Origin of the sequence: Haloarcula regularis (assembly GCF_029338315.1) — an archaeon.
Taxonomy (GTDB): domain Archaea; phylum Halobacteriota; class Halobacteria; order Halobacteriales; family Haloarculaceae; genus Haloarcula; species Haloarcula regularis.
In genome coordinates this window covers 2,913,385-2,936,382 of record NZ_CP119794.1, presented here as the reverse complement: position 1 = coordinate 2,936,382, position 22,998 = coordinate 2,913,385, and the positions used below count along the sequence as shown (strand labels likewise).

At 68.9% G+C, this 22,998-nt stretch carries 23 protein-coding genes and 1 pseudogene; 11 read left to right on the top strand and 13 right to left on the bottom strand.

Going from position 1 to position 22,998, the window contains the following annotated elements; translation table 11 throughout:
• Positions 1-319: 319 nt before the first annotated feature.
• Both P1N55_RS15875 and P1N55_RS15870 read left to right on the top strand, forming a co-directional pair.
• Positions 320-1,536: pseudogene (locus tag P1N55_RS15875) on the top strand (molybdopterin molybdotransferase MoeA).
• Positions 1,533-3,383, top strand: a complete 1,851-nt coding sequence (locus P1N55_RS15870) for a molybdopterin biosynthesis protein (protein WP_276276486.1) — start codon at positions 1,533-1,535, stop codon at positions 3,381-3,383. The pseudogene P1N55_RS15875 and the gene P1N55_RS15870 overlap by 4 nt, the downstream one beginning before the upstream one ends.
• Here P1N55_RS15870 and moaA read toward each other — a convergent pair whose 3' ends face one another.
• The gene (gene moaA / locus P1N55_RS15865; protein WP_276276485.1) at positions 3,384-4,460 is read right to left on the bottom strand and encodes a GTP 3',8-cyclase MoaA; all 1,077 of its coding nucleotides are present in this window, start codon (positions 4,458-4,460) and stop codon (positions 3,384-3,386) included.
• 72 nt (positions 4,461-4,532) lie between these two features.
• The gene (locus P1N55_RS15860; RefSeq protein ID WP_276276484.1) at positions 4,533-5,234 is read right to left on the bottom strand and encodes a TOBE domain-containing protein; all 702 of its coding nucleotides are present in this window, start codon (positions 5,232-5,234) and stop codon (positions 4,533-4,535) included.
• Positions 5,235-5,510: 276 nt separating this feature from the next.
• Between P1N55_RS15860 and P1N55_RS15855 the strand changes: the two genes are divergently transcribed.
• Complete coding sequence (locus P1N55_RS15855; protein ID WP_276276483.1) at positions 5,511-7,454, top strand: aldehyde ferredoxin oxidoreductase family protein; 1,944 nt, start codon at positions 5,511-5,513, stop codon at positions 7,452-7,454.
• A gap of 74 nt (positions 7,455-7,528) precedes the next feature.
• Positions 7,529-7,891 (top strand): hypothetical protein, encoded by a 363-nt coding sequence (locus tag P1N55_RS15850; protein WP_276276482.1) that lies wholly within the window; start codon positions 7,529-7,531, stop codon positions 7,889-7,891.
• Here P1N55_RS15850 and P1N55_RS15845 read toward each other — a convergent pair.
• The 3 genes from P1N55_RS15845 to P1N55_RS15835 are packed head-to-tail and all read right to left on the bottom strand — an operon-like array spanning position 7,881 to position 8,923.
• Positions 7,881-8,243: a hypothetical protein gene (locus P1N55_RS15845; protein ID WP_276276481.1), complete on the bottom strand. Its 363-nt coding sequence runs from the start codon at positions 8,241-8,243 to the stop codon at positions 7,881-7,883. The two genes, P1N55_RS15850 and P1N55_RS15845, sit on opposite strands and share 11 nt — an antisense overlap.
• A 4-nt stretch (positions 8,244-8,247) precedes the next feature.
• Entirely contained in the window at positions 8,248-8,502 is a 255-nt protein-coding gene (locus tag P1N55_RS15840; protein WP_276276480.1) for a hypothetical protein, read from the bottom strand.
• A gap of 52 nt (positions 8,503-8,554) precedes the next feature.
• Positions 8,555-8,923: a hypothetical protein gene (locus P1N55_RS15835; protein WP_276276479.1), complete on the bottom strand. Its 369-nt coding sequence runs from the start codon at positions 8,921-8,923 to the stop codon at positions 8,555-8,557.
• 91 nt (positions 8,924-9,014) lie between these two features.
• Here P1N55_RS15835 and P1N55_RS15830 point away from each other — a divergent pair, with 91 nt between their 5' ends.
• Positions 9,015-9,410: a MoaD/ThiS family protein gene (locus P1N55_RS15830; protein ID WP_276276478.1), complete on the top strand. Its 396-nt coding sequence runs from the start codon at positions 9,015-9,017 to the stop codon at positions 9,408-9,410.
• Here the strand turns inward: P1N55_RS15830 and P1N55_RS15825 are convergent.
• On the bottom strand, positions 9,407-9,682 hold the full coding sequence (locus P1N55_RS15825; RefSeq protein ID WP_276276477.1) for a ubiquitin-like small modifier protein 1: 276 nt from the start codon (positions 9,680-9,682) through the stop codon (positions 9,407-9,409). The genes P1N55_RS15830 and P1N55_RS15825 overlap by 4 nt on opposite strands.
• Positions 9,683-9,948: 266 nt before the next feature.
• Complete coding sequence (locus P1N55_RS15820) at positions 9,949-11,826, bottom strand: PINc/VapC family ATPase (RefSeq protein WP_276276476.1); 1,878 nt, start codon at positions 11,824-11,826, stop codon at positions 9,949-9,951.
• A 174-nt stretch (positions 11,827-12,000) separates the two neighbouring features.
• On the opposite strand from P1N55_RS15820, the gene P1N55_RS15815 reads away from it, so the two are divergent.
• Positions 12,001-13,074, top strand: coding sequence for a M20 family metallopeptidase (locus P1N55_RS15815; protein WP_276276475.1), 1,074 nt, complete (start codon positions 12,001-12,003; stop codon positions 13,072-13,074).
• 10 nt (positions 13,075-13,084) lie between these two features.
• Here the strand turns inward: P1N55_RS15815 and P1N55_RS15810 are convergent, their stop codons facing one another.
• The 3 genes from P1N55_RS15810 to P1N55_RS15800 form a co-directional block, all read right to left on the bottom strand.
• Positions 13,085-13,837, bottom strand: a complete 753-nt coding sequence (locus tag P1N55_RS15810; protein ID WP_276276474.1) for a GNAT family N-acetyltransferase — start codon at positions 13,835-13,837, stop codon at positions 13,085-13,087.
• A 57-nt stretch (positions 13,838-13,894) separates the two neighbouring features.
• The gene (locus P1N55_RS15805) at positions 13,895-15,058 is read right to left on the bottom strand and encodes a M24 family metallopeptidase (RefSeq protein WP_276276473.1); all 1,164 of its coding nucleotides are present in this window, start codon (positions 15,056-15,058) and stop codon (positions 13,895-13,897) included.
• Positions 15,059-15,507: 449 nt separating this feature from the next.
• Complete coding sequence (locus P1N55_RS15800) at positions 15,508-15,693, bottom strand: hypothetical protein (protein ID WP_276276472.1); 186 nt, start codon at positions 15,691-15,693, stop codon at positions 15,508-15,510.
• A gap of 62 nt (positions 15,694-15,755) precedes the next feature.
• Here P1N55_RS15800 and P1N55_RS15795 point away from each other — a divergent pair, with 62 nt between their 5' ends.
• Positions 15,756-17,537: a hypothetical protein gene (locus P1N55_RS15795; protein ID WP_276276471.1), complete on the top strand. Its 1,782-nt coding sequence runs from the start codon at positions 15,756-15,758 to the stop codon at positions 17,535-17,537.
• A gap of 39 nt (positions 17,538-17,576) precedes the next feature.
• On the opposite strand, the gene P1N55_RS15790 is transcribed toward P1N55_RS15795, so the two are convergent.
• On the bottom strand, positions 17,577-18,734 hold the full coding sequence (locus P1N55_RS15790) for an amidohydrolase (protein ID WP_276276470.1): 1,158 nt from the start codon (positions 18,732-18,734) through the stop codon (positions 17,577-17,579).
• A 165-nt stretch (positions 18,735-18,899) separates the two neighbouring features.
• On the opposite strand from P1N55_RS15790, the gene P1N55_RS15785 reads away from it, so the two are divergent.
• The 3 genes from P1N55_RS15785 to P1N55_RS15775 all read left to right on the top strand — a co-directional run bounded on the left by P1N55_RS15785 (position 18,900) and on the right by P1N55_RS15775 (position 21,214).
• Positions 18,900-19,886: a methyl-accepting chemotaxis protein gene (locus P1N55_RS15785; RefSeq protein WP_276276469.1), complete on the top strand. Its 987-nt coding sequence runs from the start codon at positions 18,900-18,902 to the stop codon at positions 19,884-19,886.
• Between the two features lie 53 nt (positions 19,887-19,939).
• The gene (gene ubaA / locus P1N55_RS15780) at positions 19,940-20,755 is read left to right on the top strand and encodes an SAMP-activating enzyme E1 (RefSeq protein WP_276276468.1); all 816 of its coding nucleotides are present in this window, start codon (positions 19,940-19,942) and stop codon (positions 20,753-20,755) included.
• An 84-nt stretch (positions 20,756-20,839) separates the two neighbouring features.
• A complete protein-coding gene (locus P1N55_RS15775; RefSeq protein WP_276276467.1) occupies positions 20,840-21,214 on the top strand; it encodes a hypothetical protein in 375 nt (124 codons plus the stop codon).
• On the opposite strand, the gene P1N55_RS15770 is transcribed toward P1N55_RS15775, so the two are convergent.
• Positions 21,211-22,122 (bottom strand): cobalamin-binding protein, encoded by a 912-nt coding sequence (locus P1N55_RS15770; protein ID WP_276276466.1) that lies wholly within the window; start codon positions 22,120-22,122, stop codon positions 21,211-21,213. The genes P1N55_RS15775 and P1N55_RS15770 overlap by 4 nt on opposite strands.
• Before the next feature lie 78 nt (positions 22,123-22,200).
• Between P1N55_RS15770 and P1N55_RS15765 the strand changes: the two genes are divergently transcribed.
• Entirely contained in the window at positions 22,201-22,680 is a 480-nt protein-coding gene (locus tag P1N55_RS15765) for an RNA-binding protein (RefSeq protein WP_276276465.1), read from the top strand.
• A 59-nt stretch (positions 22,681-22,739) separates the two neighbouring features.
• On the opposite strand, the gene P1N55_RS15760 is transcribed toward P1N55_RS15765, so the two are convergent.
• Positions 22,740-22,967, bottom strand: a complete 228-nt coding sequence (locus tag P1N55_RS15760) for a hypothetical protein (RefSeq protein WP_276276464.1) — start codon at positions 22,965-22,967, stop codon at positions 22,740-22,742.
• Between the last annotated feature and the right edge of the window lie 31 nt (positions 22,968-22,998).

The window sequence follows — 22,998 nt, the reverse complement described above, 5'->3', positions numbered from 1 at the left end:
AGCCCCGGCTGGCTGAACTCGGGGGCTTCGTTGCGGTCCTCACTCACTCCGTTCGTTGCGGTCCTTGCGTCGGCCGCCGTCGTTCACCCAGCCGCCCCTTTCAGTCCACCCAACGCCGGGTGGCCAGCCGGCATGGGTGGGATGAAAGGGGCCGCGCTCTCAGCGAACCCCGGCGACGCAAGCACCTACTGGAGCGCAGCGAGCCGCGGGAGCTGAGAGCGCGGGGGCTTTCTGTCTCTCTGAACCGATTGCTGCTAAAGTAAACACCACCGTCGTGGGCACGCGGAGGTTTTTGGTCGGGAAGGGCTTACGGACCCTCATGAGTGACGAGGGCCGGCGGACACACGGGTTCAGACGGCGGACGCCGCTCGGGGCGGCCAGGGAACGACTCCTCGAGCAGGTGACGCCACACGGGCGGACCGAACGGGTGCGGCTCCGGGACGCCGACGAGCGGATCCTAGCAACCGACGCCGTCGCCGAGCGGCCGGTCCCCCACTACCGGCGGGCGGCGATGGACGGCTACGCGGTCCGGGCCGAGGACACCTTCGGCGCGAGCGACCGCTCGCCGGCGCAGTTGCGGGTCGGGGAGACGGTCGGGCCGGAGACGGCGACCCGCGTCCACACCGGGAGCGAGCTGCCCGAGGGGGCCGACGCCGTCGTGATGGTCGAGGAGACGGAGACGCGCGGCGAGTCGCTGACGGTGTTCGACGCGGTGGCCGGCGGGGAGAACGTCGCCCCCGTCGGCGAGGACGTCGAGGCCGGCGAGGCGCTGTACGAGGCGGGTCACCGCCTGCGTCCCTCCGATCTCGGATTGCTGAAGTCCGTCGGGAACGAGGCCGTCGAGGTGTACGAACGCCCGAGGGCGAGCGTGGTTCCGACCGGCGAGAGCTGGTCGAGACCGACCCCGAACCCGGCGAGGTAATCGAGACCAACGGGCAGACCGTCGCCCAGTACGTCGAGCGGTGGGGCGGCGAGGCGACGTATCGCGACATCGTCACCGACGACGAGGCGGCCCTGCGGGCGGCCGTCGAGCGGGACCTGGACCACGACGTCGTAGTGACCACCGGCGGGTCCTCGGTCGGCGAGCGCGACCTGGTCCCGGAGGTCGTCGACGACCTGGGGGAGGTGCTGGTCCACGGCGTCGCGCTCAAGCCCGGCCACCCGGTCGCACTCGGCGTCGTCGAGGGGACGCCCGTGCTGATGCTGCCGGGCTACCCCGTGGCGTGTATCGTCAACGCCGTCCAGTTCCTCCGGCCGACGCTCCGCGAGGTCGGCCACCTCCCGCACACCGACCCGCCGACGATCGAGGCGGAGCTGACCCGGAAGGTCGTCAGCGATCCCGGCACCCGGACGTTCGCCCGGGTCCAGGTCGACCGCGACGGCGAGACGGTGACCGCGACGCCGACGCGGGCCAGCGGGTCGGGCGTCCTCTCGAGCGTCGCGCTGGCGGACGGGTGGGTTGTCGTGCCCGACCGCCGGGAGGGACTGGACGCCGGGGACGTCGTCGCCGTCGAGGACTGGGAGTGGTCGGGATGAGCGAGCGCCGCGAGTTTCGCGACCTCGCGCCGCCCGAGGAGGCACGTGAGGTGCTCTCGGGCCTGGACCTGACGCCCGACACCGAACGGGTGCCGCTGGCCGAGGTCCGTGGCCGGGTCCTCTCCGAGCGCATCGACGCCGAACTGGACGTCCCGGGATTCGACCGCGCGAGCATGGACGGCTACGCGGTCCGCGCGGCCGACACCTTCGGCGCCGACGAGGCCGACCCGGTGACGCTGCCGCTCGCCGGGGCGGTCCACGCCGGCGAGGAACCGGAGGTGGCCGTCGACGAGGGGACCGTCGCCGAGATATCCACCGGGGCCGTGATGCCGCCGGGCGCCGACGCCGTCGTGATGGTCGAGCGGACGACCGAGGTCGAGGACGGCATCGAGGTTCGGACCGCCGTCGCGCCCGGGGATAACGTGATGCTCGCCGGCGCGGACATCGCCGCCGGCGCCCGGGCGCTCGGGCCGGGCACGACCGTCACGCCCCGGGAGATCGGCCTGCTCTCGGCGCTGGGCGTCGACGCGGTGCCCGTCCGGGGCCGCCCGACGGTCGGCATCATCTCGACGGGGGACGAGCTGGTCCGGCCCGGCGACTCGCTGCACAGCGCCGCCGGGCAGATCTACGACGTGAACAGTTACACGCTCGCGGCCGCCGTCGAGGACGCCGGCGCCGACCCCGTTCTGTACCCCCACGCCGGCGACGACTACGACGAGATGGAGCGCCTGCTCCACGAGGCCGCCGACGAGTGTGACCTCGTGCTCTCCTCGGGGTCGACCAGCGCCAGCGCCGTCGACGTCATCTACCGCGTCATCGAAGACCGCGGCGAACTCCTGTTGCACGGCGTGGCGGTCAAGCCCGGCAAGCCGATGCTCGTCGGCACCGTCGGCGACTCGGCGTACGTCGGCCTCCCGGGCTACCCCATCTCGGCGCTGACCATCTTCCGGGAGTTCGTCGCCCCCATCGTCCGCGAGGCGGCGGGCGTCGACAAACCGGCCACGGCGACGGTCACCGGGCGGATGGCCGTCACCGAGCGCTACGGCGAGGGGCGCCTGCGGTTCATGCCGGTCGGCCTCGTCGAGGACGGCGCCGACGACCTGCTGGTGTACCCGGTCGACAAGGGCAGTGGGGCGACGACCAGCCTCGTCGACGCCGACGGCACCGTCGCCGTCCCGCCGGGGACGGACATCCTGGAGGCAGGCGAGGCCGTCGAGGTGACCCTGTTCTCGCCCGGCGTGCGACCCCCGACCCTGCTCGGCGTCGGCGAGGACGACCCGACGCTTTCGGCGTTGCTCGACGACGTCGAGCGACCCCGGTACCTCCCCGTTGGAACCACGGAGGGCCTGCGGCGACTGGCGGGCGGCACGCCGGACATCGCGGTGGCCGCCGGTCCGGCCGACCCGCCGACCGACGCCGTGGACATCGGGGGCTGGGAGCGAGACTGGGGGCTGGTGGTGGCAGACGCCGACGCGGTGGACGGCCTGGCGGCACTGGTCGATGGCGACGCGAGCTTCGTCAACCGCGGGACCGAGTCCGGCCTCCGGCGGAGTCTCGACGATACGCTCGGGGCCCTGGCCGCGGACCGCGGCGTCGACCGCCACACGCTCACGGAGTCCATCGCGGGATACGGACTGACGACGAAGGCCCACGAGAGCCCGGCCCGGACGGTCGCCGCCGGACGGGCCGACGCGGGCCTCGGCCTCCGTACGACTGCCGAGAAACTGGGCCTGGAGTTCGTCCCGCTCGGAACCCAACAGGTCACCGTGTACGCGAATCCCGAGCGGACAGAGAAAGCGGGCGTCCGGGCACTGGAGCGGGCGATTTCGTCCCTCGGTGACGCGTAGTCAGTCGTCTGTGGAGTACTCGTAGGGCGTCCGGTCGCCCTCGCTGTCCTGGTAGGCCTCGTTGAACGTCCAGTCGCCGTCCTCGTCTTCGACCATGTACTCGCCGTAGTAGGGGACCCGCTCGTCGACCGTCTTCTCGAAGGCCGCACGCATCTGGGCCTTCGTCTCGCCGATGTCGACCAGGTCGTCGTTGCGGTTCAGACAGCCCTTGAGGTAGCCGTCGTGGGTGAGCCGGACCCGATGGCAGTTCGCGCAGAACTCCGCGTTGCCGACGGGGTCGACGATCTCGACCATCCCGACGTCGCTCGCACCCGGGTCGGTCCGGACCCCGCCGTCGGCGGCCGCCATCGCGGTGCCGGGCGTCGCCTCGCCGGTCTCGCTCCGGACGAAGTAGCGCTTGCGGTCGTGCATCTCGCGGGTCTCGACGTGGTCGGCCCGGTCCGCGAGCCAGTCGTGGACCCGCTGGATGTCGATGGCCCACTCGGGGTGGCCAGCCAGCTCGGGCATGTACTCGATGAGCTGGAGCTGGAGCCCCCGGTTCTCGGCGACGTGGTCGACCATCCGGGGGACGTACCCCGCCGTCGGCTCGAAGACGACCATGTTGAGTTTGACCGGGGCGAGTCCGGCGTCCAGCGCCGCTTCGACCCCCTCGAGGACGCGCTCGTAGGCCCCGCTGTTGGTCAGCGCCGCGAAGTCCTCGGCGTCCAGGGCGTCCTGTGAGACGTTGACCCGTTCGAGGCCGGCGTCGACCAGGCCGGCCGCCCGGCCGGGGAGGAAGGTCCCGTTGGTCGTCATCGACACCTCCATCGCGTCGGGCGTGCGCCGGACGAGTTCCTCGAGGTCGTCCCGGAGCATCGGCTCGCCGCCGGTGAACTTCACCGCCTCGACGCCGTACTCCGCACAGACCTCGAGGAAGGCGACGACCCGGTCGGTGGAGAGCTCGTCGTCTTGCGGGTCTAGCGGCCCGCGCGTGTCACCCAGCCCCTCGTTGTGGCAGTAGACGCAGTCGAAGTTACACCGGTCGGTGAGTGACACCCGGACGCCTGTCACCTCCCGGCCGAAGCCGTCCTCGAGCATATACTGCCATACGTTGACGCTCCCCGGATTTAAAGGGTAGTTTTTTCGCACTTCTGACACAGACAGCGTGCCTCAGCCGGTCGCCAGCGCCCGGGTCGCCGTCGCCTTGAACGAGGCCACGACGCCGTCGCCGGCCCCCAGGCCCATCCGGTCGAGGCTCTCGTGGGTCAACAGCGCTACCAGGGGCGACTCGGCACCGACGTCGACGGTCACGCGGCCGACGGCGGTGCCACGCTCGACGTCCACGACCGTCCCCTCGAACCGGTTGCGGGCGCTGGTCGCGCTGGCGGCCGGCACGTCAGACGGGTCGTGGAGCGTCACCGCGTCCGAGTGGACGCTGACCTGGACAGGGGCCCCGACCTCGACGGTCTCGCGTCGGTCGACCAGCCGGGCCCGAAGGTGGCCGGCGGCGGTGTCGACGACGCCCAGTTCGCCCTCGCGCTCGGTCACGGTCCCGGCGAGGACGGACTCCTCAGCGCTGGTCGTGCTCGCCAGGGCCGCCTGGAGCCGGGCGAACCGGGAGAGGAGCCGCTCGGCGGACGCCGTCAGTTCGCTGCCGCCGCCGGTCTCGCCGCCGCGGTGCCGGTCGACCAGCGGGCCGAAGGCGTCCTCGAGGCGCTGGATGCGGTCCAGCGCCCGTGCTCGCGAGCGACCCAGCTCCTCGCTGGCGCCGCTGACCGAGCCGGTCCGGTCGATGGCACGCAACAGGGCGGCGTCGGCAGCGGTGAAGGCCACGCCCTCGGCCTGGAGTTGTGCGTCGACGCTGGCGTCCATACCGCCACTCGGTCCCGGCCGGGCAAAACGGTTGTCACCACGCCGAGCAACCGATGTATCAGGTTCGGAACATAGCCGTCGAGGGTACCCCCAGCGAGGGTCCGGCCGTCGGTCATCGCACCCGGCTGAGCGACCGAGTCAGTCCGTTCGAGCCGTCGGCCGGTCAGACAGGGCCCGGCCTGCACGCGGCCCATCGCGGCCGGCCGCGGGTCGATGTTATCAGTTTCTAGTACAAATCGTTAAGTGGATACAAACCCCGGTCTAGGACAGATATTCATGACTGACCTCGGCGGCTTCCAAGACCACATCGCCCGAATAGACCTCGGAGAGGGGGAGGTGTCCTACGAGGGCATCGACGACGAGGACGCGAAGAAGTACATCGGCGCCCGGGGGCTGGGCGTGAAGTACGTCTTCGACCAGGGGCCGGACGTCGACCCGCTGGGCCCGGACAACCTGCTCGCGTTCATGAACGGTCCCCTGACGGGGACACAGGTGACCATGAGCGGCCGTATCGCCATCTGCACCAAATCGCCGATCGAGGGACAGGTCACAGACTCCCACCACGGCGGCTGGTCGGGTGCGCGTCTCAAGTGGGCCGGGTTCGACGGCCTGCTGTTCGAGGGGCAGTCCGAACACCCCGTCTACGCCGTCGTCGAGGACGGCGAGGTCGAACTGCGCGACGCCTCCCACATGTGGGGCTGGGGCATCCACGACACCATCTCGGAGATCGAAGACGAGGTAGAGGGCTCGTACGGCAAGAACCTCTCGGCGATGGCTATCGGGCCCGCCGGCGAGAACGAGGTCAAGTACGCCTGCATCGTCAACGAGGACGACCGGGCCTCGGGCCGTGGCGGGACCGGCTGTGTGATGGGCAACAAGAAGCTGAAGGCCGTGGTCGTGAAGTCGCCGACACGGATGCCGAAACCGAAGGACAAGGAAACGTTCCAGGAGGGCCACAAGCAGGCCATGCAGGTCATCCAGGAGTCCGACATCACCGGTCCCAACGAGGGCGGCCTCTCGGTGTACGGCACCAACGTGCTGATGAACCTCACCGAGGAGATGGACGGCCTGCCGACCAAGAACGCGAAGTACTCCTCGACCCGGTCGATGTCGGAGTCGGAGGGCGGCGGCGAGCGCATCATCGACTCCGAGGACGTCTCCGGCGAGAACGTCCGCGAGAACATCCTCGTCGACGAGCCGACCTGTCACTCCTGTCCGGTCGCCTGCAAGAAGGAAGTCGAGGTCCAGACGATGCACAAGGGCGAGGAGCTGAACGTCCGCACCGAGTCCTACGAGTACGAGTCCGCGTGGGCGCTGGGCCCGAACTCCGGCCACGTCGAGCGCGACAAGATCGCCGTGATGCTCGAGCGGTGCAACGACATGGGCGTCGACACCATCGACGTGGGCAACACGATGGCGATGGCCATGGAGATGACCGAGCAGGGCAAGCTCGACGGGCTCGGCGAGGGCATGGACTGGGGCGACGCAGACACGATGATCGACATGATCGACGCCATCGCCGAGCGCGACGGCGAGCTCGCCGACCACCTCGCCGAGGGCCCGAACCACCTCGGCGAGGAGTTCGACGCCCACGACAACTCGCTGGCGGTCAAGGGCCAGACGATGGCGGCCTACGACCCCCGCTGCATGAAGGGGATGGCCATCGGCTACGCCACCTCGAACCGCGGCGCCTGCCACCTCCGTGGCTACACGCCCGCCGCCGAGATCCTGGGCGTCCCGGAGAAGGTCGACCCCCGCGAGTGGGAGGGCAAGGGCGAACTGTGTGCCCTGTTCCAGGACCTCCACGCCATCAGCGACTCCTTCGACATCTGCAAGTTCAACGCCTTCGCCGAGGGCATCGAGGAGTACGTCCTGCAGTACAACGGCATGACCGGCCTGGACGTCACCGAGGACGAGCTGATGGAGGCCGGCGAGCGCATCTACAACCTCGAACGGTACTACAACAACCTCGCGGGCTTCGACGGCAGCGACGACGATCTGCCGGGCCGGTTCGTCGAGGGCCACGAGGACGCCATCCCGGCACAGGGCGGCTCCGAGGGCGAACTCGCCGAGCTGGACGAGCTGAAAGCGGAGTACTACGACGTGCGCGGCTGGGAGGACGGCGTCGTGCCCGACGAGAAGCTCGACGACCTGGGCATCGACATCGGCCCCGGCACCGGCGTCAGCGCCGGCGGCGCGGCCGCCCCGAGCGACGACTGACGAGGCATCGACCGCAGGAGATGCCCCGAACCGGAGCGGTGAACCCAGCGTGCCGCGGGGGGACAGCGTCACTAATGGGCAAGGAGGATTTCGACGATTTCGAGTTCCAGGTGGAGTCGCGCCTGACCAGCCACGGCGTCTACGTCCAGACGTTCACCGAGCGCACGGAGGACGAGACCTACGAGGTCACCTACGAGTCCATCGCCGCCGAGCCTGGGTCGGTCCCCCACCGCGAGATCGGCCGGGTCATCAATGTCCTGCGTGACCTGCATACCGACGACTGGACGGGCCACGACGTCGAGGCCACGGTGCTCGACCTGGACGGCGAGGTCCGGGGCTACTGGTACGTCGACGCCGAGTGGTTCGACCGCCTGCACAACGGCGACCTCTCGGAGACGGACTTCTCGGAGAAGGTACTCGAGACGCTCAGCGTGTAGCCGAGACGGCCACCACTTCCCGCACCTCGAGTGTCGTCTCGAACTCCGACTCCCGGTCGAGTCGCCGGCCGTCGCGGGTGAACTGCGCCTCGTGGGCGCGCCGGACGGCGTCGGCCTCCCGGCGGTCCAGGCCCAGTTCCTCGCCGACCCGCTCCCAGAATCCCGTCTCGACGCAGTAGAAGTCGGCGTCGCGGGCGCCCTCGATGCGCTCGTAGGTCCGCTCGTACGCCTCGCGGTTGGCGACGACGTGGTCCTGGGCCCGCTCGACGAGGCCGTCGACGCGGTGCAGGGCGACGCTCGCCCGGGCGCCCGCCGCCAGGAGGAGTTGTCCTTCGATGGGGTGGTCGGCCACAATCTCACCCGCCCGCGCGCATCGCCTTCTGTGCGAACTTCTCGATGAGCGGGTCGAGCGTCTCCCGCTCCCCCTCGAAGACCACCGTCACCTCGTTCAACTGCAAGGAGGGGCCGACGCTGACCTTCTCGGCGGAGAGCTCGGCCGTCCACCCGTCGCCGGCGACGGTCGTCTCGTCCTGCCGTTCGCCGCCGCAGTTCTCGAGGTAGCCGACGGCGGCCCGGATGGAGATACCGCGCCAGCTCCGTTCACGTCGCATCGGTGGTCGTAGGGACCCTCGCGGCTAAACCCTGTGGGTGTCGTGGCCCCGCTCAGCCGGGCCGGATGCCGTCGTCGACGATGCGGGCGTTGCGCTCGCGATTGATGCGGTCGGCCAGGTCGGCGTGGTCGTATAGCTGCTGGATGACCGACGCCACGAGGTCGCGCCAGACCATCGCGTAGATGGGCGACTGTCCCCACGCCCGCAGCTCCACGACGTACTCGTCGTAGGCCTCCCAGCGGTCCTCGAAGTACTCGATGAGGTCGACGACGCCGGCGGCGGGATCGTCGCTCTCGAGCACCGCGTTGATGTCCTGCTCCCACCCGTCGACGGCGCGCTGGATGTCCCGCTTCGCGTCCGCGCCGTCCTCGGGCAGCGAGTCGACGATGGGGCCCGGGATGGCCAGTTCGATGTCGTCCATACCTCCGCGTCGGGCCGGACCCAATTAAAGCCAACCCCGGGCGAACATGTTCGGGCTCACGTTGTTACTGCTCGCGACCCTAGCCCTCGGCATGAGCAGGCAACTTCGCGAGCAGGAGGCGGCCGCCGAGCGGACCGTCGAGGTCCGCTGTACGGGCCACGTCAGAGACGCCGTCGGGGAACCGCACATGGAGTACACCTTCGACGGGCGGACGCTCGGGGACTTCCTCGAGGCGTTCTGTGGGACCTACGACGTGGCAGACCTCCTCATCGCCGAGACGGAGTCCGAGGCCTCGACGGACGGCTGGGCGCCGGAGCTGGTCGACCTTCCCGGGACGTGGGTGAAGAACCCGGAAGGAGAACAGACGCGGTGTTACGCCCGCGTGACGGTCAACGGGCAGTTCAACGAGCTGCTCGATGGCCTCGAGACGACGCTCGAGGACGGCGACCGGGTGGGGCTTCTCTACCCGTTCATCTTCTGCTGTTAGCCGCCCGCGACCGGCGGGAAGACGCTGAGCTCGTCGCCGTCCTCGATCGAGGTCTCGAGCCCCTCGATGTGTTCGATGTCCTGGCCGTTGCGCAGAATCGTCAGGTACTGGCGCAGCTGGCCATCTCCCTCGAACAGTTCCATCTCGGGGAACTCCTCGGGGAGCGACCGGAGGATGTCGCCGGCCTTCGCGTCGTCGTCGAACTCGCGGTGGATGGTCTTTTGCCCGACCGCCTCCCGGAAGTTCGCGAAGAAACGGAGCTCGATTTCCATACCCGGTTCCTAGGCGCACGGCAGTATAAATGTGGACGGGCGGCCTGGCCGGCAGCGCCCGTTCGTGCCTACGACGGCACGACGGTGATCGTGTTCCCGCGGTCGATGGCCCACTCCAGTTCTTCTGCGATACCGGACCCGCGGGAGACCTGAATCTCGCACACCGACCTTTTTCGTCGTCGGGGGTCCTCGCTCGCTCCGCTCGCTGTGGGTCCCACTCCTCGAAAAACGTCGACGAAAGACGCTCGCTCGTTCCTCGCTCGCAACTACGACGGCACGACCGTAATCGTGTTCCCGCGGTCGATGGCCCGCTCCAGTTCTTCTGCGATACCGGACCCGCGGGAGACCTGAATCTCCCCGCCCCGCGAGACGGTGGCCGTAAACAGGTACTCGCCGTCGGCCTGGACCTCCACGGTGTCGCCAGAGTGCCCGTCAAGCGGGACGATGATGTGCCGGGAGGTCACTTCGGGTTGGACGATTTCGCCCTGCTGGCCCCCGCTATCGGTCTGTGGGCCGCCGGAGGGGCCGGTCGGGCGCTCCGCGAAGGTCCGGACGTCGATGTCGATGCCCAGGCGGTTCTCGACGTCGCTGATGCGGCCGCCGCCCTTGCCGATGACCTGTGAGATGTCGTCGTCCTCGACCCAGACGACGGCCGTGTTCGGGCCGCGGAGTTCGACCTCCACGTGACCGCGGGCGATGGAGCGAATCTCGCGTTCGACCTCCTGTTTCGCGAGGCGGTCGACGCCCGAGTCCTCGCCGTCGTCGTCCTCGTTCAGCGGGACGGTGACGACCTGGTTGTTGAAGGTGTAGATCTCGAAGGCCGGGGCGTCTGTCTCGAAGTCCTTGACCATGATGACCGGGCGGGCGAGGTCTTCCTCCATGAGGCCCGCGGGCACCTTCACCTCGGTCGTGACGTCGTAGACGGTGTGGACCTGCCCGGCCTCGATGTAGACGACGGTGTCGACGATCTGCGGGATGAGGCCGAGTTCGACCCGGCCGATGAGCCGCTGGAGGGCGTCGATGGCGCGGGTCGCGTGGACGACCCCGACCATGCCGACGCCGGCCAGACGCATGTCCGCGAAGACCTCGAAGTCGTCGGTCTTGCGGACCTCGTCGTAGATGGTGTAGTCGGGTCGCACCATCAGCAGTGAGTCGGCCGTCTTCGCCATCGATCCGTCGAGGGCGGTGTACTGGGTGACGTTCGGGCCGACCTGGAGGTCCCGTGGCTTCTCCATCGTCTTGACCGAGTAGTCGGCGTCGACCAGGAACTCCGCGACGGCCTGGGCGAACGTCGACTTCCCGGCCCCGGGCGACCCGGAGATGAGGACGCCCCGCTGGTGTTCGGTGAAGCGGTCCCGGAGTTCGTCGGCGTACTCGTAGTCGTCGAGTTCGGTCTTGACGATCGGCCGGACGGCCGTGATTTCGAGTGCGTCGGAGAACGGCGGGCGGGCGATGGCGATACGGAGGTCGCGGAACTGGATGATCGTCATCCCCGGTTCGTCGAGTTCGACGAAGCCGTCGGGCGACCCGCGAGCACCGTCCTCGATGTCGGCGGCGTACTCCCGCAGTTCGGACTCGGTGGCCTCGCTGTCCCGGATGGGCTGGTAATGCATGTCACCGATGTCGCCCTTCTTCGCGAAGGGAGCGACGCCCACCTTCAGGTGGACGCTCATCGTCGACTCGTCGAAGAAGTTCTCTATCTCCAGGCGGTCGACCGAGCGGCCCCGCGGTTCAAAGTACTCGACCTGGAGCCCCTTCGCGCGGGCCACCTCGGCCTGGACGTCGTCACTGGTGACGAGCACGGCGTCGCGGTCGCCGGCGACGTCCCGGATGAGCGCGTCGATCTCGCCCTCGCCGGCGTCGCGTTTCTCGATGGCGTCGGGCCGCCGGCCGACGTATTCGACCTCGATGATGCCCTCGCTCGCGAGATCGACCAGTCGCTGGAGCTCCTCGAGTCCCTCCCAGCCGGTCTGTCGGCCGTCGTTGGCCTGTGCTTCGAGTTCGCCGACGACGGCCTCGGGCATCACCACCGTCGCGCCGGCGAAGCCCTTGCCGCTCTCCGGCGAGTCCGGGTCGGCGTCGGCCTCGACCTGTTCGGACACGCGGCCGTCGACGACCACGCTCGTGTCCGGTACAATTTCCATACCGGGAGTACGCGGCCGTCGATTGATAAGGATGTTCACCCGCGAGCGCCGGGAGCGTCCCGGGGCCGCCGTCCGGACAACGGACCGGCTATCACACTCGCTCTGCCTCGCGTAGTCGGTGACTGACGGCACCGGTCCAGCAAGACACAAACCCGCGGCCACCGACCGACCGGTATGGACGTCACCGACCTCACGCGTGAACTGGTCGCGATACCGAGCCACGAGGACGAGACGGCCGCCGGCGACCGTATCGAGGCGTGGCTCCGGGCCGAGACAGCGGCCGACGTGACCCGTGACGACCACGGGAACGTCCTCGCTCGCAAGGGCGACGGCGAGCCGTCGCTCGCGCTCGTCGGCCACCACGACGTCGTCCCGCCGGACGACTCGCAGGTAGCCGACGGCGAGTACGTCGTCGAGGAGCGAGACGGACGCCTGTACGGCCGGGGCGCCGCCGACATGAAGGGGTGTGTCGCCGCCGCGATGCTCGCTTTCAGGGACGCCGACCCGGCCGGGGAACTGGTCTTTGCCTCCTTCGTCGGCGAGGAGCAGGGCGGCATCGGCTGTCAGGCGGCCATCGAAGACGGCTTCGCACCCGACTACGCCGTCGTCGGCGAGGGGTCGACGGGGTACTCGGGGGAGGGTGTGACCGACGTCGCCGTCGCCCACAAGGGCCGGCGCGGGTCGACCATCGTCGCGGAGGGGCGACCGGCCCACGCCAGCGAACCCGAGGCCGGCGAGAACGCCATCTACCGCGCCACGGACGCCGTCGACGTAGTCCGCGAGCTCACCGTTCCCGAGACGACGGTGCTGGGCCACGACCTGTCGGGGAGCGTCGCGGTCACGGAGGTCGACGGCGGGTCGGCGTGGAACGTCATCCCAGAGCGCTGCGAGGTGACCGTCGACGAGCGGACCGTCCCCGGCGAACGCGCCCCCCTGGAGCGCGTCGAGGGCATCCAGGGCGTCACCTGGCAGGTCGACCAGGACCTCCCGCCGATGGCCTGCGAGGACGCCGCCTTCGCCGAGAGCGTGCTGGCTGCGGCCGCCGCCACCCAAGAGGGCGCGCCCCAGCAGGTCGTCAAGCCCCACGCGACGGACGCCGGGTGGCTCTCACAGACGGGCACGGAGTGTGTCGTGGTCGGTGCGGCGGAACCGGGCGAGGCCCACACCGGCAACGAGAGCGTCTCCCTCGCGGTGCTGTCGCGGTGTTACGAGACGTACCGCGGTGTCACAGCGTCGTGGCGTCGGTGAGCGGCGCGACTCACCCGGTCGGCTGGAAGTACCGGTACCTGACGACGGGTTCGAACCCCAGGTCCTCGTAGAGCGGTGCGACCGACGCCTCGGCCTGGACCACAGCCACCTCACAGCCGTCGGCTCGGCCCGCACGAAGCAGCGCGCGGGTTGTCGCTTTGCCGATGCCGCGACCGCGGAACGGTTCGACGACGCCGACAGTGTAGATGCCGGCCACGTCGCCGGTGCGGACGAGGACGCCACTGGCGACGGGCCGACCGTCGACCCGGCCGACGTACAGGTCGGCGCCGTCGGCGGCCGCGACCGCCCGGTGGACCCGCTCGGCGACGCGTTCCGCACGCCCGAAGACCGCCGTATAGACGGTCACGAAGTCGGCGAAGTCGTCCGACCCCGACACCCCCGTGACGTCGACACGCCCCTCGTCGGCCGGGACGGCATCGAGCGAGCGGTGCGCCAGGCCGAGCTCGGGGTCATCGAGGAGCGCCAGCGCGGCGTCGACCTCCTGGACGCGCTCGTGCTCGCCGTCTGTCACACCCACCAGGAAGGGGACGTCGCGGGCACGCATCCACGCCACTGCCGCCGCGATGTCGTCGGGTGGCGCGTCGAACGCGAATATCTGGTTGTACACCGAGAGCGGGAGGCCGGCCGAGACAGCGAGTGCGGCCCCGTGCCGGCGAGTCGCACCGCCCGAGACGTGGTCCGCGATGTGCTCGAAGGTTCTCGCCATGTTCGCGTTCGCCTCGGTCACGATGTCGCGGGTCATAGAGACACCCATCGGTCGACGGACCATGATACCCCGGGACGAAGGCAGGTGCGACGACTAGCCGTCGGTCGGGAGGACGTTCGCCTCGAATCCGCGCGGCGTCTCAGTGATGCGTTCGGTACCGTCAGCGGTCACGACCACGGTATCGGAGTGTCTGAACCCGCCCACGTCGGTGTACAGCGCCGGTTCGACGGCGTAGACGTCGCCCGCCCGTATCGTCGCGTCGCTTCCCCGGTCGAGGTACGGGGGTTCGTGGAGTTTCATCCCGAGGGCGTGGCCGCTGTGGTGTCGCGTGAACTCGAGGACCCCTTGCTCTTCGAAGTAGTCACGGGCCGTTCGCTCGACTGTCGCAACCGGAACGCCCGGTTCGATGCTGTCGATCGCCACAGACTGGGCCTCACACATTATCTCGAAGTACTCGCGTGCCCTGTCGTCCGGGTGGCCGACGAACATGGTCCGTTCGAGCTCGGCCTGGTAGCCCCCGATATCCACGACGACGCCGGTGATGAGCGAGTCACCGGGTTCGAGCGGGTCGTTGGACGTATAAGCGTGCGGTCGACCCGTCCGCTCGCCGCTCACGATGCCCGCGATGACGGGGCCGTCGAACCGCGTCCGTGCGTCGTAGTCGTCGCCGAGTTCGGCCGTCAGCGACTCGGTCCCCGCGGTCATCGCTCGCTCCGAGACGGTCAGCGGATTCGCGCCCGGACGGACGAGTCCGCCGAGGTGGTCGTGGACCCGATCGGCCCACCGCGCCGATTCGCGTATCAGTTCCAGCTCGGCCGCGGACTTCTCTCGCCGAGCCTCCCGGACCCACGACTGCGCCGTGACAGCGACGAACTCGTCGAGCGAGGGGCCCTCGTATCCCATGACCGACGGCGGCGACCCGGCGTCGGCCGCGACCGACCCGACGCCGAGGCTGTCGAGCGTCTCGCGGACAGTCCCCATCGGGGGCTCTGCCGGGTAATCGAAGTAGTGATGCACCGCGTCGACGTGCTCGGCCGCACGTGCCCGCTCGACCTCCAGTCGGGGGACGACCAGCGCGACGGTCTCGGCGGTCACGACGAGCACCACGGGGCGTTCGGTGACGACGTGGGGGAACCCGGCGAGGTACTCGATACTCGTCGCGTCGAACCAGACACCGGCGTCCACGCCTTCCTCGGCGATTCGCTCGCGTACGGTGTCGAGTCGCCGATCGCGGGCCGACGCCGGAAGACGGAACATGCGTTCCTGTTCGGAACTCGCGTATAAAAGCTACCGGACGCAGGCCGGCTGCGTGACCGTGGATTTCGGGGGCGGCGCCCCCTCTGGAACGACCGCCCCGTACCGGCCTCGTTGCTGTGTCACCCGACGCGTCCGCTCGTCCCTTCGTGTCGGCACTCGTGACCCCGTGGTTGCGAAATCCGTTCCAGACGGACACCGGCAGTCCAGTGGCGGGAATCTGGTCAGGGCGCTCGTCGGTAAATTTATCCTTCACGGTCCTAAATGAATGGATGAGGCCGGGCCGCTGGCCCGAACAGTGCGTGAACGACCGAATCCATCACTCACCATGATCAAACCAACGTAACCGGCCCACGGCGCGGTGAGCCGGCAGCAAGTATCAGCCACGACTGCGGCGGTTCCGTTCCCACGCCGTTTCGGACGCCCAGAGAGATTGTCGCGGTGTTGCTGCCCTAGAACTGCCGTTTCGGGTTGCTGATGTAGTCACACTCGTCGCACTCGAGCGTCCAGTCTGACAGGCGCGTATACCCGTCGCGTCTGTGCTGGGTCCGCCCGTCGACCCGGCGTTCGAAGTGTATCCAGTCGGTGCCACACCTGCTGCAGTCACCTGACCACTGTTCGGCCCAACCGTCACTCATAAGTGCGCAGTTACTCTGTAGCCATTTATCAGTACCGTGACGATGCTCGGTGAAGACATCGCATGACGGCCGACAATACGTGCGACTACGTATTCGATCTGGCGGAGTGGCGGGACGAGCGGGGACGAGACTTCCGCCTCGAGGAGTCCGTGCCGACCGAGTGGTCGTGTGACCGGCCGGTCGAGGGCGACGGGGCCTGCCTCTTCCACCGACCTGCAGACGAGACGGACAGTCAGGCGGTGGCGGAGCGACTGGTCGAGGAGGTGGCGACGCCGGCAGCCGAGACGGACGTCGACGCGGTGGCCGAGAACCGGTTTCTCGGCGCCGCGTTCGACGACTTCTCGCTCTCACATCGCGTGCTCGAAGGGGAGGGGAACCGCCCGATAGACCTCCGGTTTTCCACCGTGGCGGGTGCGATGGAGTGGGACCGGCTCGTGACGACGAACCCGGTCCGGCTCGTCGGGACCGTCGTCGGGGGCGAGGCGACGTTCCACCGGGCACAGGTCCGTGCCGATTTCGACGTCTCCGATACGGTCTTCGGTGGTCCGGTCGATTTCACCGACGCGACGTTCACCCGGCACGTCTGGGCGATCCACGCAGCGTTCGGCGCCGGGATGTCCTTCGACCGCTGTGCCGTCGGGGAGGACCTCTGTCTCGCTGGCGCCGACATCGGCGGGAACCTCCGCCTCGCCGACGCCGAGGTCGACGGATACAGCTGTTTCTCGCGGATCGACTGTGCAGGGGCGCTCGTCGTCGAACCGAAACACGTCGGCGAGAACCTCTGGTGTGTCCGCTCCACGTTCGAGACCTTCGACGAGACCAACGAGCCGAACAACCTCATTCGCGGCGGGAGTATCGAGGGCGACGTCGTCGTCCGCGAGTCGACGTTCGGGGGGAAGCTGACCTTCGAGGACCTCGACGTCGAGGGGCGATTCCTCTTCGAGGACACCTCGGTGGCGGGCAACTGGGTCGATCTGACCGGCTGTTCGGTACCGGCGGGGGAGCTCGGCCAGCCCGACGAGGGTCACGTCACGTACGATTTCACGGACGCGACGATCGGCGACGTCCGGCTCCAGGACGTTCCCGGGAACGGATTCGAGCGCATATTCTTCACGAACACGACCTTCGACGGGTTCGACTTCGGTCGACACCGCCCGCTCTTGCTCAGGTCGAACTGGACGATCCACACCGTCGCGGACGGACCGATAGCCGACACGCAGACCGAATCGGGGCCGCTCCGGGCGACCTGGGACCGGCTGGCCTCGCTTGCGGCCCCCGTTGCCTGGTTCGGACGCTCGCTCCTCGGGCGGACAGCGCCCGGTGTCGACGAGAAGTCGCTCGACGAAACGACGTATCTGAAGGCCAAGAACGGCGCGAACAAGGCCGGGGACAACAAGGCGGCCGCTCGCTTCTTCCAGAAAGAGCTCGCCTTCCGCCGGAAGGGCCACGCCGAGGTCGCGCTCAACGGGCGACCGGCCGCCAACGGCTCGACGACGGTCTTCGAGCGACTCTCGGCTGCGGGCGCGTGGGTCGCCAACGTCGTGCTCTCGGCCACGACCGGCTACGGCGAGAAACCCCATCGCGTCCTGCTCGCCTCGCTGGCGACCATCCTTGCGTTCGCGTTCGTCTTCGCCGGGATCACCCACCTCGGGCCCGGCGCGGACTACCCGCCGCGGGAGATACTGCTCCTGAGCTTCCAGAGCTTCATCACGTTCATCCTGGGCAGTCCCGTCGGCGAGGACGTCACGTACGCCTTCCGGTTCGTCTCGGCCGTGGAAGGGCTCATGGGCGCGTTCCTCGTCGCCCTGTCGGTGTTTGCGCTCACCCGGTCGGTCCATCGATAGCGCGTCCCGGCCAGTCACGGCGCCGGGTCTGATCCGGGTTCAGAGCGCTTCGCCGTGGACCTGTTTGCCATCGACGAAGACGTGTTCCGGGTTCGTCTGCAGGCGATAGAAGGGGCCGTCCCAGACGACGAGGTCGGCGTCGGTCCCCGGTTCGAGCGTCCCCACGCGGTCGTCGATACCCAGCAGCGTCGCCGGCGTCGTGGTGACCGTATCGAGGGCGGCCTCGCTGGGCAGCCCCTCGCGGACTGCCAGGCCGACACAGACGTCGAGATACTGCTGTGGAAGGACCGGAGCGTCCGTCTGGATCGCGACCGCGACGCCTGCGTCGTGCAGTTTCGCCGGCGTTTCGAAGGAGATGTTCCGGAGTTCGTACTTCGTGGCGCTGACGAAGCTCGGCCCGACGACGGCCGGGACCCCCCGCGAGACGAACTCCCCGGCGATCCGGTGTCCCTCGGTGGCGTGTTCGATAGAGAGGTTCGTGACGTCGAACTCGTCCGCGATCCGGAACACGCTCCTGATGTCGTCGGCCCGGTGTGCGTGGACTCGCAGCGCGAGGTCGCCGTCGAGAACCCGCGAGAGGTTCTCCATCCCCAGGTCGCGCTCGAAGGCATCCCCCTCGTCCCGAGCGTGTTCCTTGCGCGCGACGTAGTCCTCGGCTTTCATCAGGGTGCTCCGGAGCATCGCAGCGACGCCCGGCCTGGTCGATGGCTGTCTGTCGTTCTCCTCGCCGTGGATCCGCTTGGGGTTCTCGCCCATCGCGGCCTTCATGCCGTCCTCGCGGACGAGCATCTCGTCGGCAGTCTCCCCGTGGGTCTTCATCGAGCAGGTGATGCCGCCGACGACGTTCGCGCTCCCCATCCGGGCAGACACCGTCGTGACCCCGCCCTGACAGGCCTTCGCCAGTTCCTCGTCGCCGGGGTGGAACCCGTCCAGTGCCGACACGTGGGGCGTCACCGGCTCGGTCAGCTCGTTGATGTCGTAGTCCTCGGGTTCGCCCCACTCCGAGAGCCCGACGTGGCTGTGTGCGTCGACCAGGCCCGGCGTGACGTGCGCCCCGTCGGCGTCGAGTACCGTCTCGTCTGCGCGTGCCTCGATGTCACCCACCGAGACGATCTCGCCGTCCCGAAAACAGAGGTCGGCCTCGACGGTTCCGCGCTCGGTCTGCGTGTGGACGAGACCGTTTCGTATGATCACCATTGGGCAGACGGAGCGCTGGGAGAGTAATCAGCTTTGCGTCGCCCACGAAGCCGCGGCCGCCGTCCCGACGCGCTCGCCGAGTGCTGACCGGGGGACCGGCTGGTTTTCAGTCGGCGGGATGTAGGTATGACCTTTTTTGAATACAAGAGCAAAGCATGGGATACAATGTCCAAGCGTAGCACGGGAGCGACGGAGATTGCCGCCGACGCGGACATCGACGACGACATCGACGCCGACATCGAGGACGACGTCGCGGAAGACATCGACGAACAGGCCGGCTACGACCACGAGGCCGCCAGCGAGATACAGACGCTGCTGGCGGAACTCGAGGACTCCTCGGTCGACATCGCCGAGGAGACGGACGACATCCGCGAGCAGGCCGCAGAACAGTACGAGGGGATGGCCGAGGTGGCAAGCGAGGTCTCGAACCTCTCGGCGTCGGTCGAGGAGATTGCCTCCTCCTCCGAGGAGGTGTCGGCGGCGGCCCGCGAGGCCAGGGAGCTCGCCGAGCGCGGCCAGGGCAACGCCGAGGACGTCCACGAGGCGATGGAGAGCATCCAGCGGGCCGCCGACAGCGTCGCGCAGGACGTCAGGACCATCCAGGAGGGCGTCGAGGAGATCGACTCGATCGTCGAGGTCATCAACGACATCGCCGATCAGACCAACATGCTGGCGCTGAACGCCTCCATCGAGGCCGCGCGGGCCGGCGAGGCCGGCGAGGGGTTCGCGGTCGTCGCCGACGAGGTCAAGAGCCTGGCCGAGGAGTCCCAGGAGCAGGCGACGACCATCGAGAACATGATCGACGGCATCCAGGACGACACCCGGAACGCCGTCGAGAGTCTCGAGGAGAGCAACGAGGAGATAGAGGCCGGCATCACCACCGTCGAGGAGTCCACGGAGATTCTGGACGAGATCGACGACACCGTCACGGAGGTCAACCACGGCATCGAGGAGGTCGCGACCGCGACCGACCAGCAGGCGGCCTCGACCGAGGAGGTCGCCAGCATGGTCGACCAGGCCACCGACGCCGCCGAGGAGATCGCCGACAGCACGGCCGACATCGCCGACGAGGCCGTCGCCCAGACCGACCAGATCTCGAGCATCAACCGGAAGATGGACTACCTGGTCGCGGACCTGCAGCGCAACAACTGAACGCCCGTCGCCCCCATCCCGCTCTTTATCTTTCCGGCCCGTCAACGGGGCGTATGCGACCGAACCTGGACCCCGAACAGCTCGACCGCTACTCGCGGCACATCATCATGGACGGGGTGGGCCCCGAGGGCCAGGCAGCGCTGCTCGACGCGTCGGTGCTGGTCGTCGGAGCCGGGGGACTGGGCTCGCCGGTCCTGCAGTACCTCGCGGCCGCCGGGATCGGCACACTCGGTATCGTCGACGACGACGTGGTCGAGCGGTCGAACCTCCAGCGCCAGGTCATCCACGGCGACGACGACGTGGGCCGGCCCAAGGTCGAGAGCGCCGCCGAGTTCGTGACCGGCCTCAACCCCGACGTCACCGTCGAGGGCCACCAGACGCGGTTCGCGACGGACAACGCCCCAGAACTCGTCGAGGCCTACGACATCGTCGTCGACGCGTCGGACAACTTCCCCACCCGGTTCCTGGTCAACGACGCCTGCACGCTCGCCGGCGTCCCCTTCTCCCACGGCGCGGTCTTTCGCTTCGAGGGGCAGGTGACGACGTTCTCCGGCGAGGGGCCGTGTTACCGGTGTCTGTTCCCCGAGGCACCGCCGGCGGGGACCGTCCCGGACTGTTCGACCGCCGGGGTGCTCGGGGTGCTCCCGGGGACCATCGGCTGCATGCAAGCGACTGAGGTCGTCAAACTCGCGATGGACTACGGCGAGTCGCTGGAGGGGCGCCTGCTGGCCTACGACGCCGGGTCGATGCACCTCGACGAGGTGCCGGTCACACAGCACCCGGACTGTCCGGTCTGTGGCGACGAGCCGGTCATCGAGACCGTCGGCGAGGCCACCTACGAGGGACAGTGCTCGCTGGCCGGCGACTGACCGGCGACCGGGAACCGGCGAGAAACGACGGAGAGAGTTATTACAGTCCGGTACGTAGGGGAACGGAGACGACCAGTATCACGCATGTCACGACCACCAACCGACAGCAGTCGTCCCGCAGCGCTCCTCTCGCGAGTGGTCCGGCCGGGGTACGTGGACCTTGTGTTCGCGGTGGTGCTCGTATGGGGCTTCGGTGACGCCGTCTCGACGCTGCTGGCGGCCGAGGCTGTCGGCTTCCGACACGAACAGAACCCGTGGCTCCGCCTCCTGCTGTCGGTCGAACCGCTGCTGGTCCCCCTGGTGAAAGGTGCGGTCGTCCTGCTGGTGGGCGTGGTGCTGCTGGAGTGTCGCGACCTCATCGAGTCGGTGCCGCTCTGGCGGGCGTGGTTCGTCGCCGTCATCCTCGCCGGGACGCTCGTCATCGCGGGCAACGTCTACGTCGCGCTCTCGACGCTCTAGGCGCGCAGCGTCGCCAGGTCGCTGACGGCGTCGCGCGGCGGTGCGTCGAACAGGTCGGGGTGGATCAGTGCGGCCAGATATTCCAGGGTCTCGACCAGCCGCGGCCCCGAGCGGTTGACGAAGTGGTGCCCGTCCATCACGTGGGCGCGGCCCTCGCGGACGGCCCGCAGGTCGTCGAATCCCGGTCGGTCGGTCAGGTCCGCGAGGTGCTCGGTGGTCTGTGCGACGTCGAACCCGCAGGGCGCGGCGACCAGCACGTCGGGGTCGTACTCCCGAACTTCCGTCCACTCGCGGGGGCGGGAGTGGGCGCCCCGCTCGGCCATGCCGTACCGACCACCGGCCAGTTCGACCAGTTCTGGGATCCAGTGCCCGGCGACCATCACCGGGTCGAGCCAGTCGAGGACGGCGACGCTGGGCGCCTCGGTCACCCCGGCGGCCGTCCGTTCCACCGCCGCCACGCGGTCCCGGAGGTCAGCGACCAGTTCGGTCGCCCGCGCCGGTTCGTCGATGGCCGCGCCGACGCGGCGGATGGACTCGAAGAGGTCCTCGAGGCTGTGGACGTCGAGGGTCAGTACCTCGCAGTCGAGGCCCAGGTCGGCGACGGCGTCGGCGACCAGGACGTGGTCGACGGCACAGACGTCACAGACGCCCTGCGTGACGACGACGTCGGGGTCGAGGTCGGACAGCGTCTCACGGTCGATGGCGTAGACGCCGTCGCCGGCCTCGGCGTCGGCCACCTGCTCGTTGATCTCGCTGCTCGAGGTCCCGGGGTCGACCCGTGAGCGGTTGACCGCCGGTTGCTCGCGGGCGGCCGGGGGGTAGTCACACTCGTGAGAGACGCCGACCGGGGCGACGCCCAGGGCGTAGACGATCTCGGTCGCCGAGGGGAGCAGGGTGACGACGCGCATACCCCACGTAGGGCGGGGGCCGACAAAAGCCTCCGCCGGTTCGTTACGCTTACCCGCCGGCCCCGCTGACTGGGAGGTATGCAGGTCAAATCCCGCCACCATCTCCGTTCGGACGAGGTCGGGGCCATCACCGACGCGCTCGCGGCCAACCTCGGCGTCGAACTGGACGCCGACAGCTTCGAGAAAGTCGAGTTCGCCGAGAGCAACTGGGACGTCGTGCTGGTCGACGGGGAGCCGTTCGTCCTGTACGTGGACGGCGAGCCGTTCCTCACGGTCCAGGGTGCAAACGAGTACCCGCCGGAGAAACACGTGGTGACCGTCGACGCCGGGGCGATATCGTTCGTCTCCGACGGCGCCGACATCATGCGGCCCGGAATCACCGAGGCGGACCCGGACATCAGCGAGGGCGACCTCGTGGCCATCAACGAGGAGACCCACGGGAAGTTCCTCGCCATCGGCCGGGCGATGACCGACGGGTCGGACATGGTCGGCGACAGCGACAAGGTCGTGAAGTCGATCCACCACGTCGGCGACGACCTCTTCGAGTTCACTATCTGAGCGACACCCGCCGCTGGAACGTCGGCGTCAGGGAGAAGGGAAGACAGGAGGGCGTCGCGTCAGTCGTCGCCCAGGTCGGCAGGGTCGGAGGTGTCGCCCATCTCGGCGCCCGCGACGGCGTCTTCGAGACCGTCGGCGACGTCTTCGCCGTCGAACTCGTCGTCGGGCCGCAGCTCCCGGTCGGAGGGTCCGTCGTCCTGCTGTTCGGTGACCGATTCGCCGCCGGTGACCGAGACGAAGATGTCGCCGAGTTGCTTCGTGCGGTCGCGGGATTGACTCTTGCTCATCGCAGTTAGCCGTAGCGTATGGGAGAACCTA

Excerpts from the sequence above, each read along its gene's own strand:
- P1N55_RS15870 (WP_276276486.1), top strand. The coding sequence starts at position 1,533 with ATGAGCGAGCGCCGCGAGTTTCGCGACCTCGCGCCGCCCGAGGAGGCA.
- moaA (WP_276276485.1), bottom strand. The coding sequence starts at position 4,460 with ATGCTCGAGGACGGCTTCGGCCGGGAGGTGACAGGCGTCCGGGTGTCA.
- P1N55_RS15860 (WP_276276484.1), bottom strand. The coding sequence starts at position 5,234 with ATGGACGCCAGCGTCGACGCACAACTCCAGGCCGAGGGCGTGGCCTTC.
- P1N55_RS15855 (WP_276276483.1), top strand. The coding sequence starts at position 5,511 with ATGACTGACCTCGGCGGCTTCCAAGACCACATCGCCCGAATAGACCTC.
- P1N55_RS15850 (WP_276276482.1), top strand. The coding sequence starts at position 7,529 with ATGGGCAAGGAGGATTTCGACGATTTCGAGTTCCAGGTGGAGTCGCGC.
- P1N55_RS15840 (WP_276276480.1), bottom strand. The coding sequence starts at position 8,502 with ATGCGACGTGAACGGAGCTGGCGCGGTATCTCCATCCGGGCCGCCGTC.
- P1N55_RS15835 (WP_276276479.1), bottom strand. The coding sequence starts at position 8,923 with ATGGACGACATCGAACTGGCCATCCCGGGCCCCATCGTCGACTCGCTG.
- P1N55_RS15830 (WP_276276478.1), top strand. The coding sequence starts at position 9,015 with ATGAGCAGGCAACTTCGCGAGCAGGAGGCGGCCGCCGAGCGGACCGTC.
- P1N55_RS15825 (WP_276276477.1), bottom strand. The coding sequence starts at position 9,682 with ATGGAAATCGAGCTCCGTTTCTTCGCGAACTTCCGGGAGGCGGTCGGG.
- P1N55_RS15820 (WP_276276476.1), bottom strand. The coding sequence starts at position 11,826 with ATGGAAATTGTACCGGACACGAGCGTGGTCGTCGACGGCCGCGTGTCC.
- P1N55_RS15815 (WP_276276475.1), top strand. The coding sequence starts at position 12,001 with ATGGACGTCACCGACCTCACGCGTGAACTGGTCGCGATACCGAGCCAC.
- P1N55_RS15810 (WP_276276474.1), bottom strand. The coding sequence starts at position 13,837 with ATGACCCGCGACATCGTGACCGAGGCGAACGCGAACATGGCGAGAACC.
- P1N55_RS15805 (WP_276276473.1), bottom strand. The coding sequence starts at position 15,058 with ATGTTCCGTCTTCCGGCGTCGGCCCGCGATCGGCGACTCGACACCGTA.
- P1N55_RS15800 (WP_276276472.1), bottom strand. The coding sequence starts at position 15,693 with ATGAGTGACGGTTGGGCCGAACAGTGGTCAGGTGACTGCAGCAGGTGT.
- P1N55_RS15795 (WP_276276471.1), top strand. The coding sequence starts at position 15,756 with ATGACGGCCGACAATACGTGCGACTACGTATTCGATCTGGCGGAGTGG.
- P1N55_RS15790 (WP_276276470.1), bottom strand. The coding sequence starts at position 18,734 with ATGGTGATCATACGAAACGGTCTCGTCCACACGCAGACCGAGCGCGGA.
- P1N55_RS15785 (WP_276276469.1), top strand. The coding sequence starts at position 18,900 with ATGTCCAAGCGTAGCACGGGAGCGACGGAGATTGCCGCCGACGCGGAC.
- ubaA (WP_276276468.1), top strand. The coding sequence starts at position 19,940 with ATGCGACCGAACCTGGACCCCGAACAGCTCGACCGCTACTCGCGGCAC.
- P1N55_RS15775 (WP_276276467.1), top strand. The coding sequence starts at position 20,840 with ATGTCACGACCACCAACCGACAGCAGTCGTCCCGCAGCGCTCCTCTCG.
- P1N55_RS15770 (WP_276276466.1), bottom strand. The coding sequence starts at position 22,122 with ATGCGCGTCGTCACCCTGCTCCCCTCGGCGACCGAGATCGTCTACGCC.
- P1N55_RS15765 (WP_276276465.1), top strand. The coding sequence starts at position 22,201 with ATGCAGGTCAAATCCCGCCACCATCTCCGTTCGGACGAGGTCGGGGCC.
- P1N55_RS15760 (WP_276276464.1), bottom strand. The coding sequence starts at position 22,967 with ATGAGCAAGAGTCAATCCCGCGACCGCACGAAGCAACTCGGCGACATC.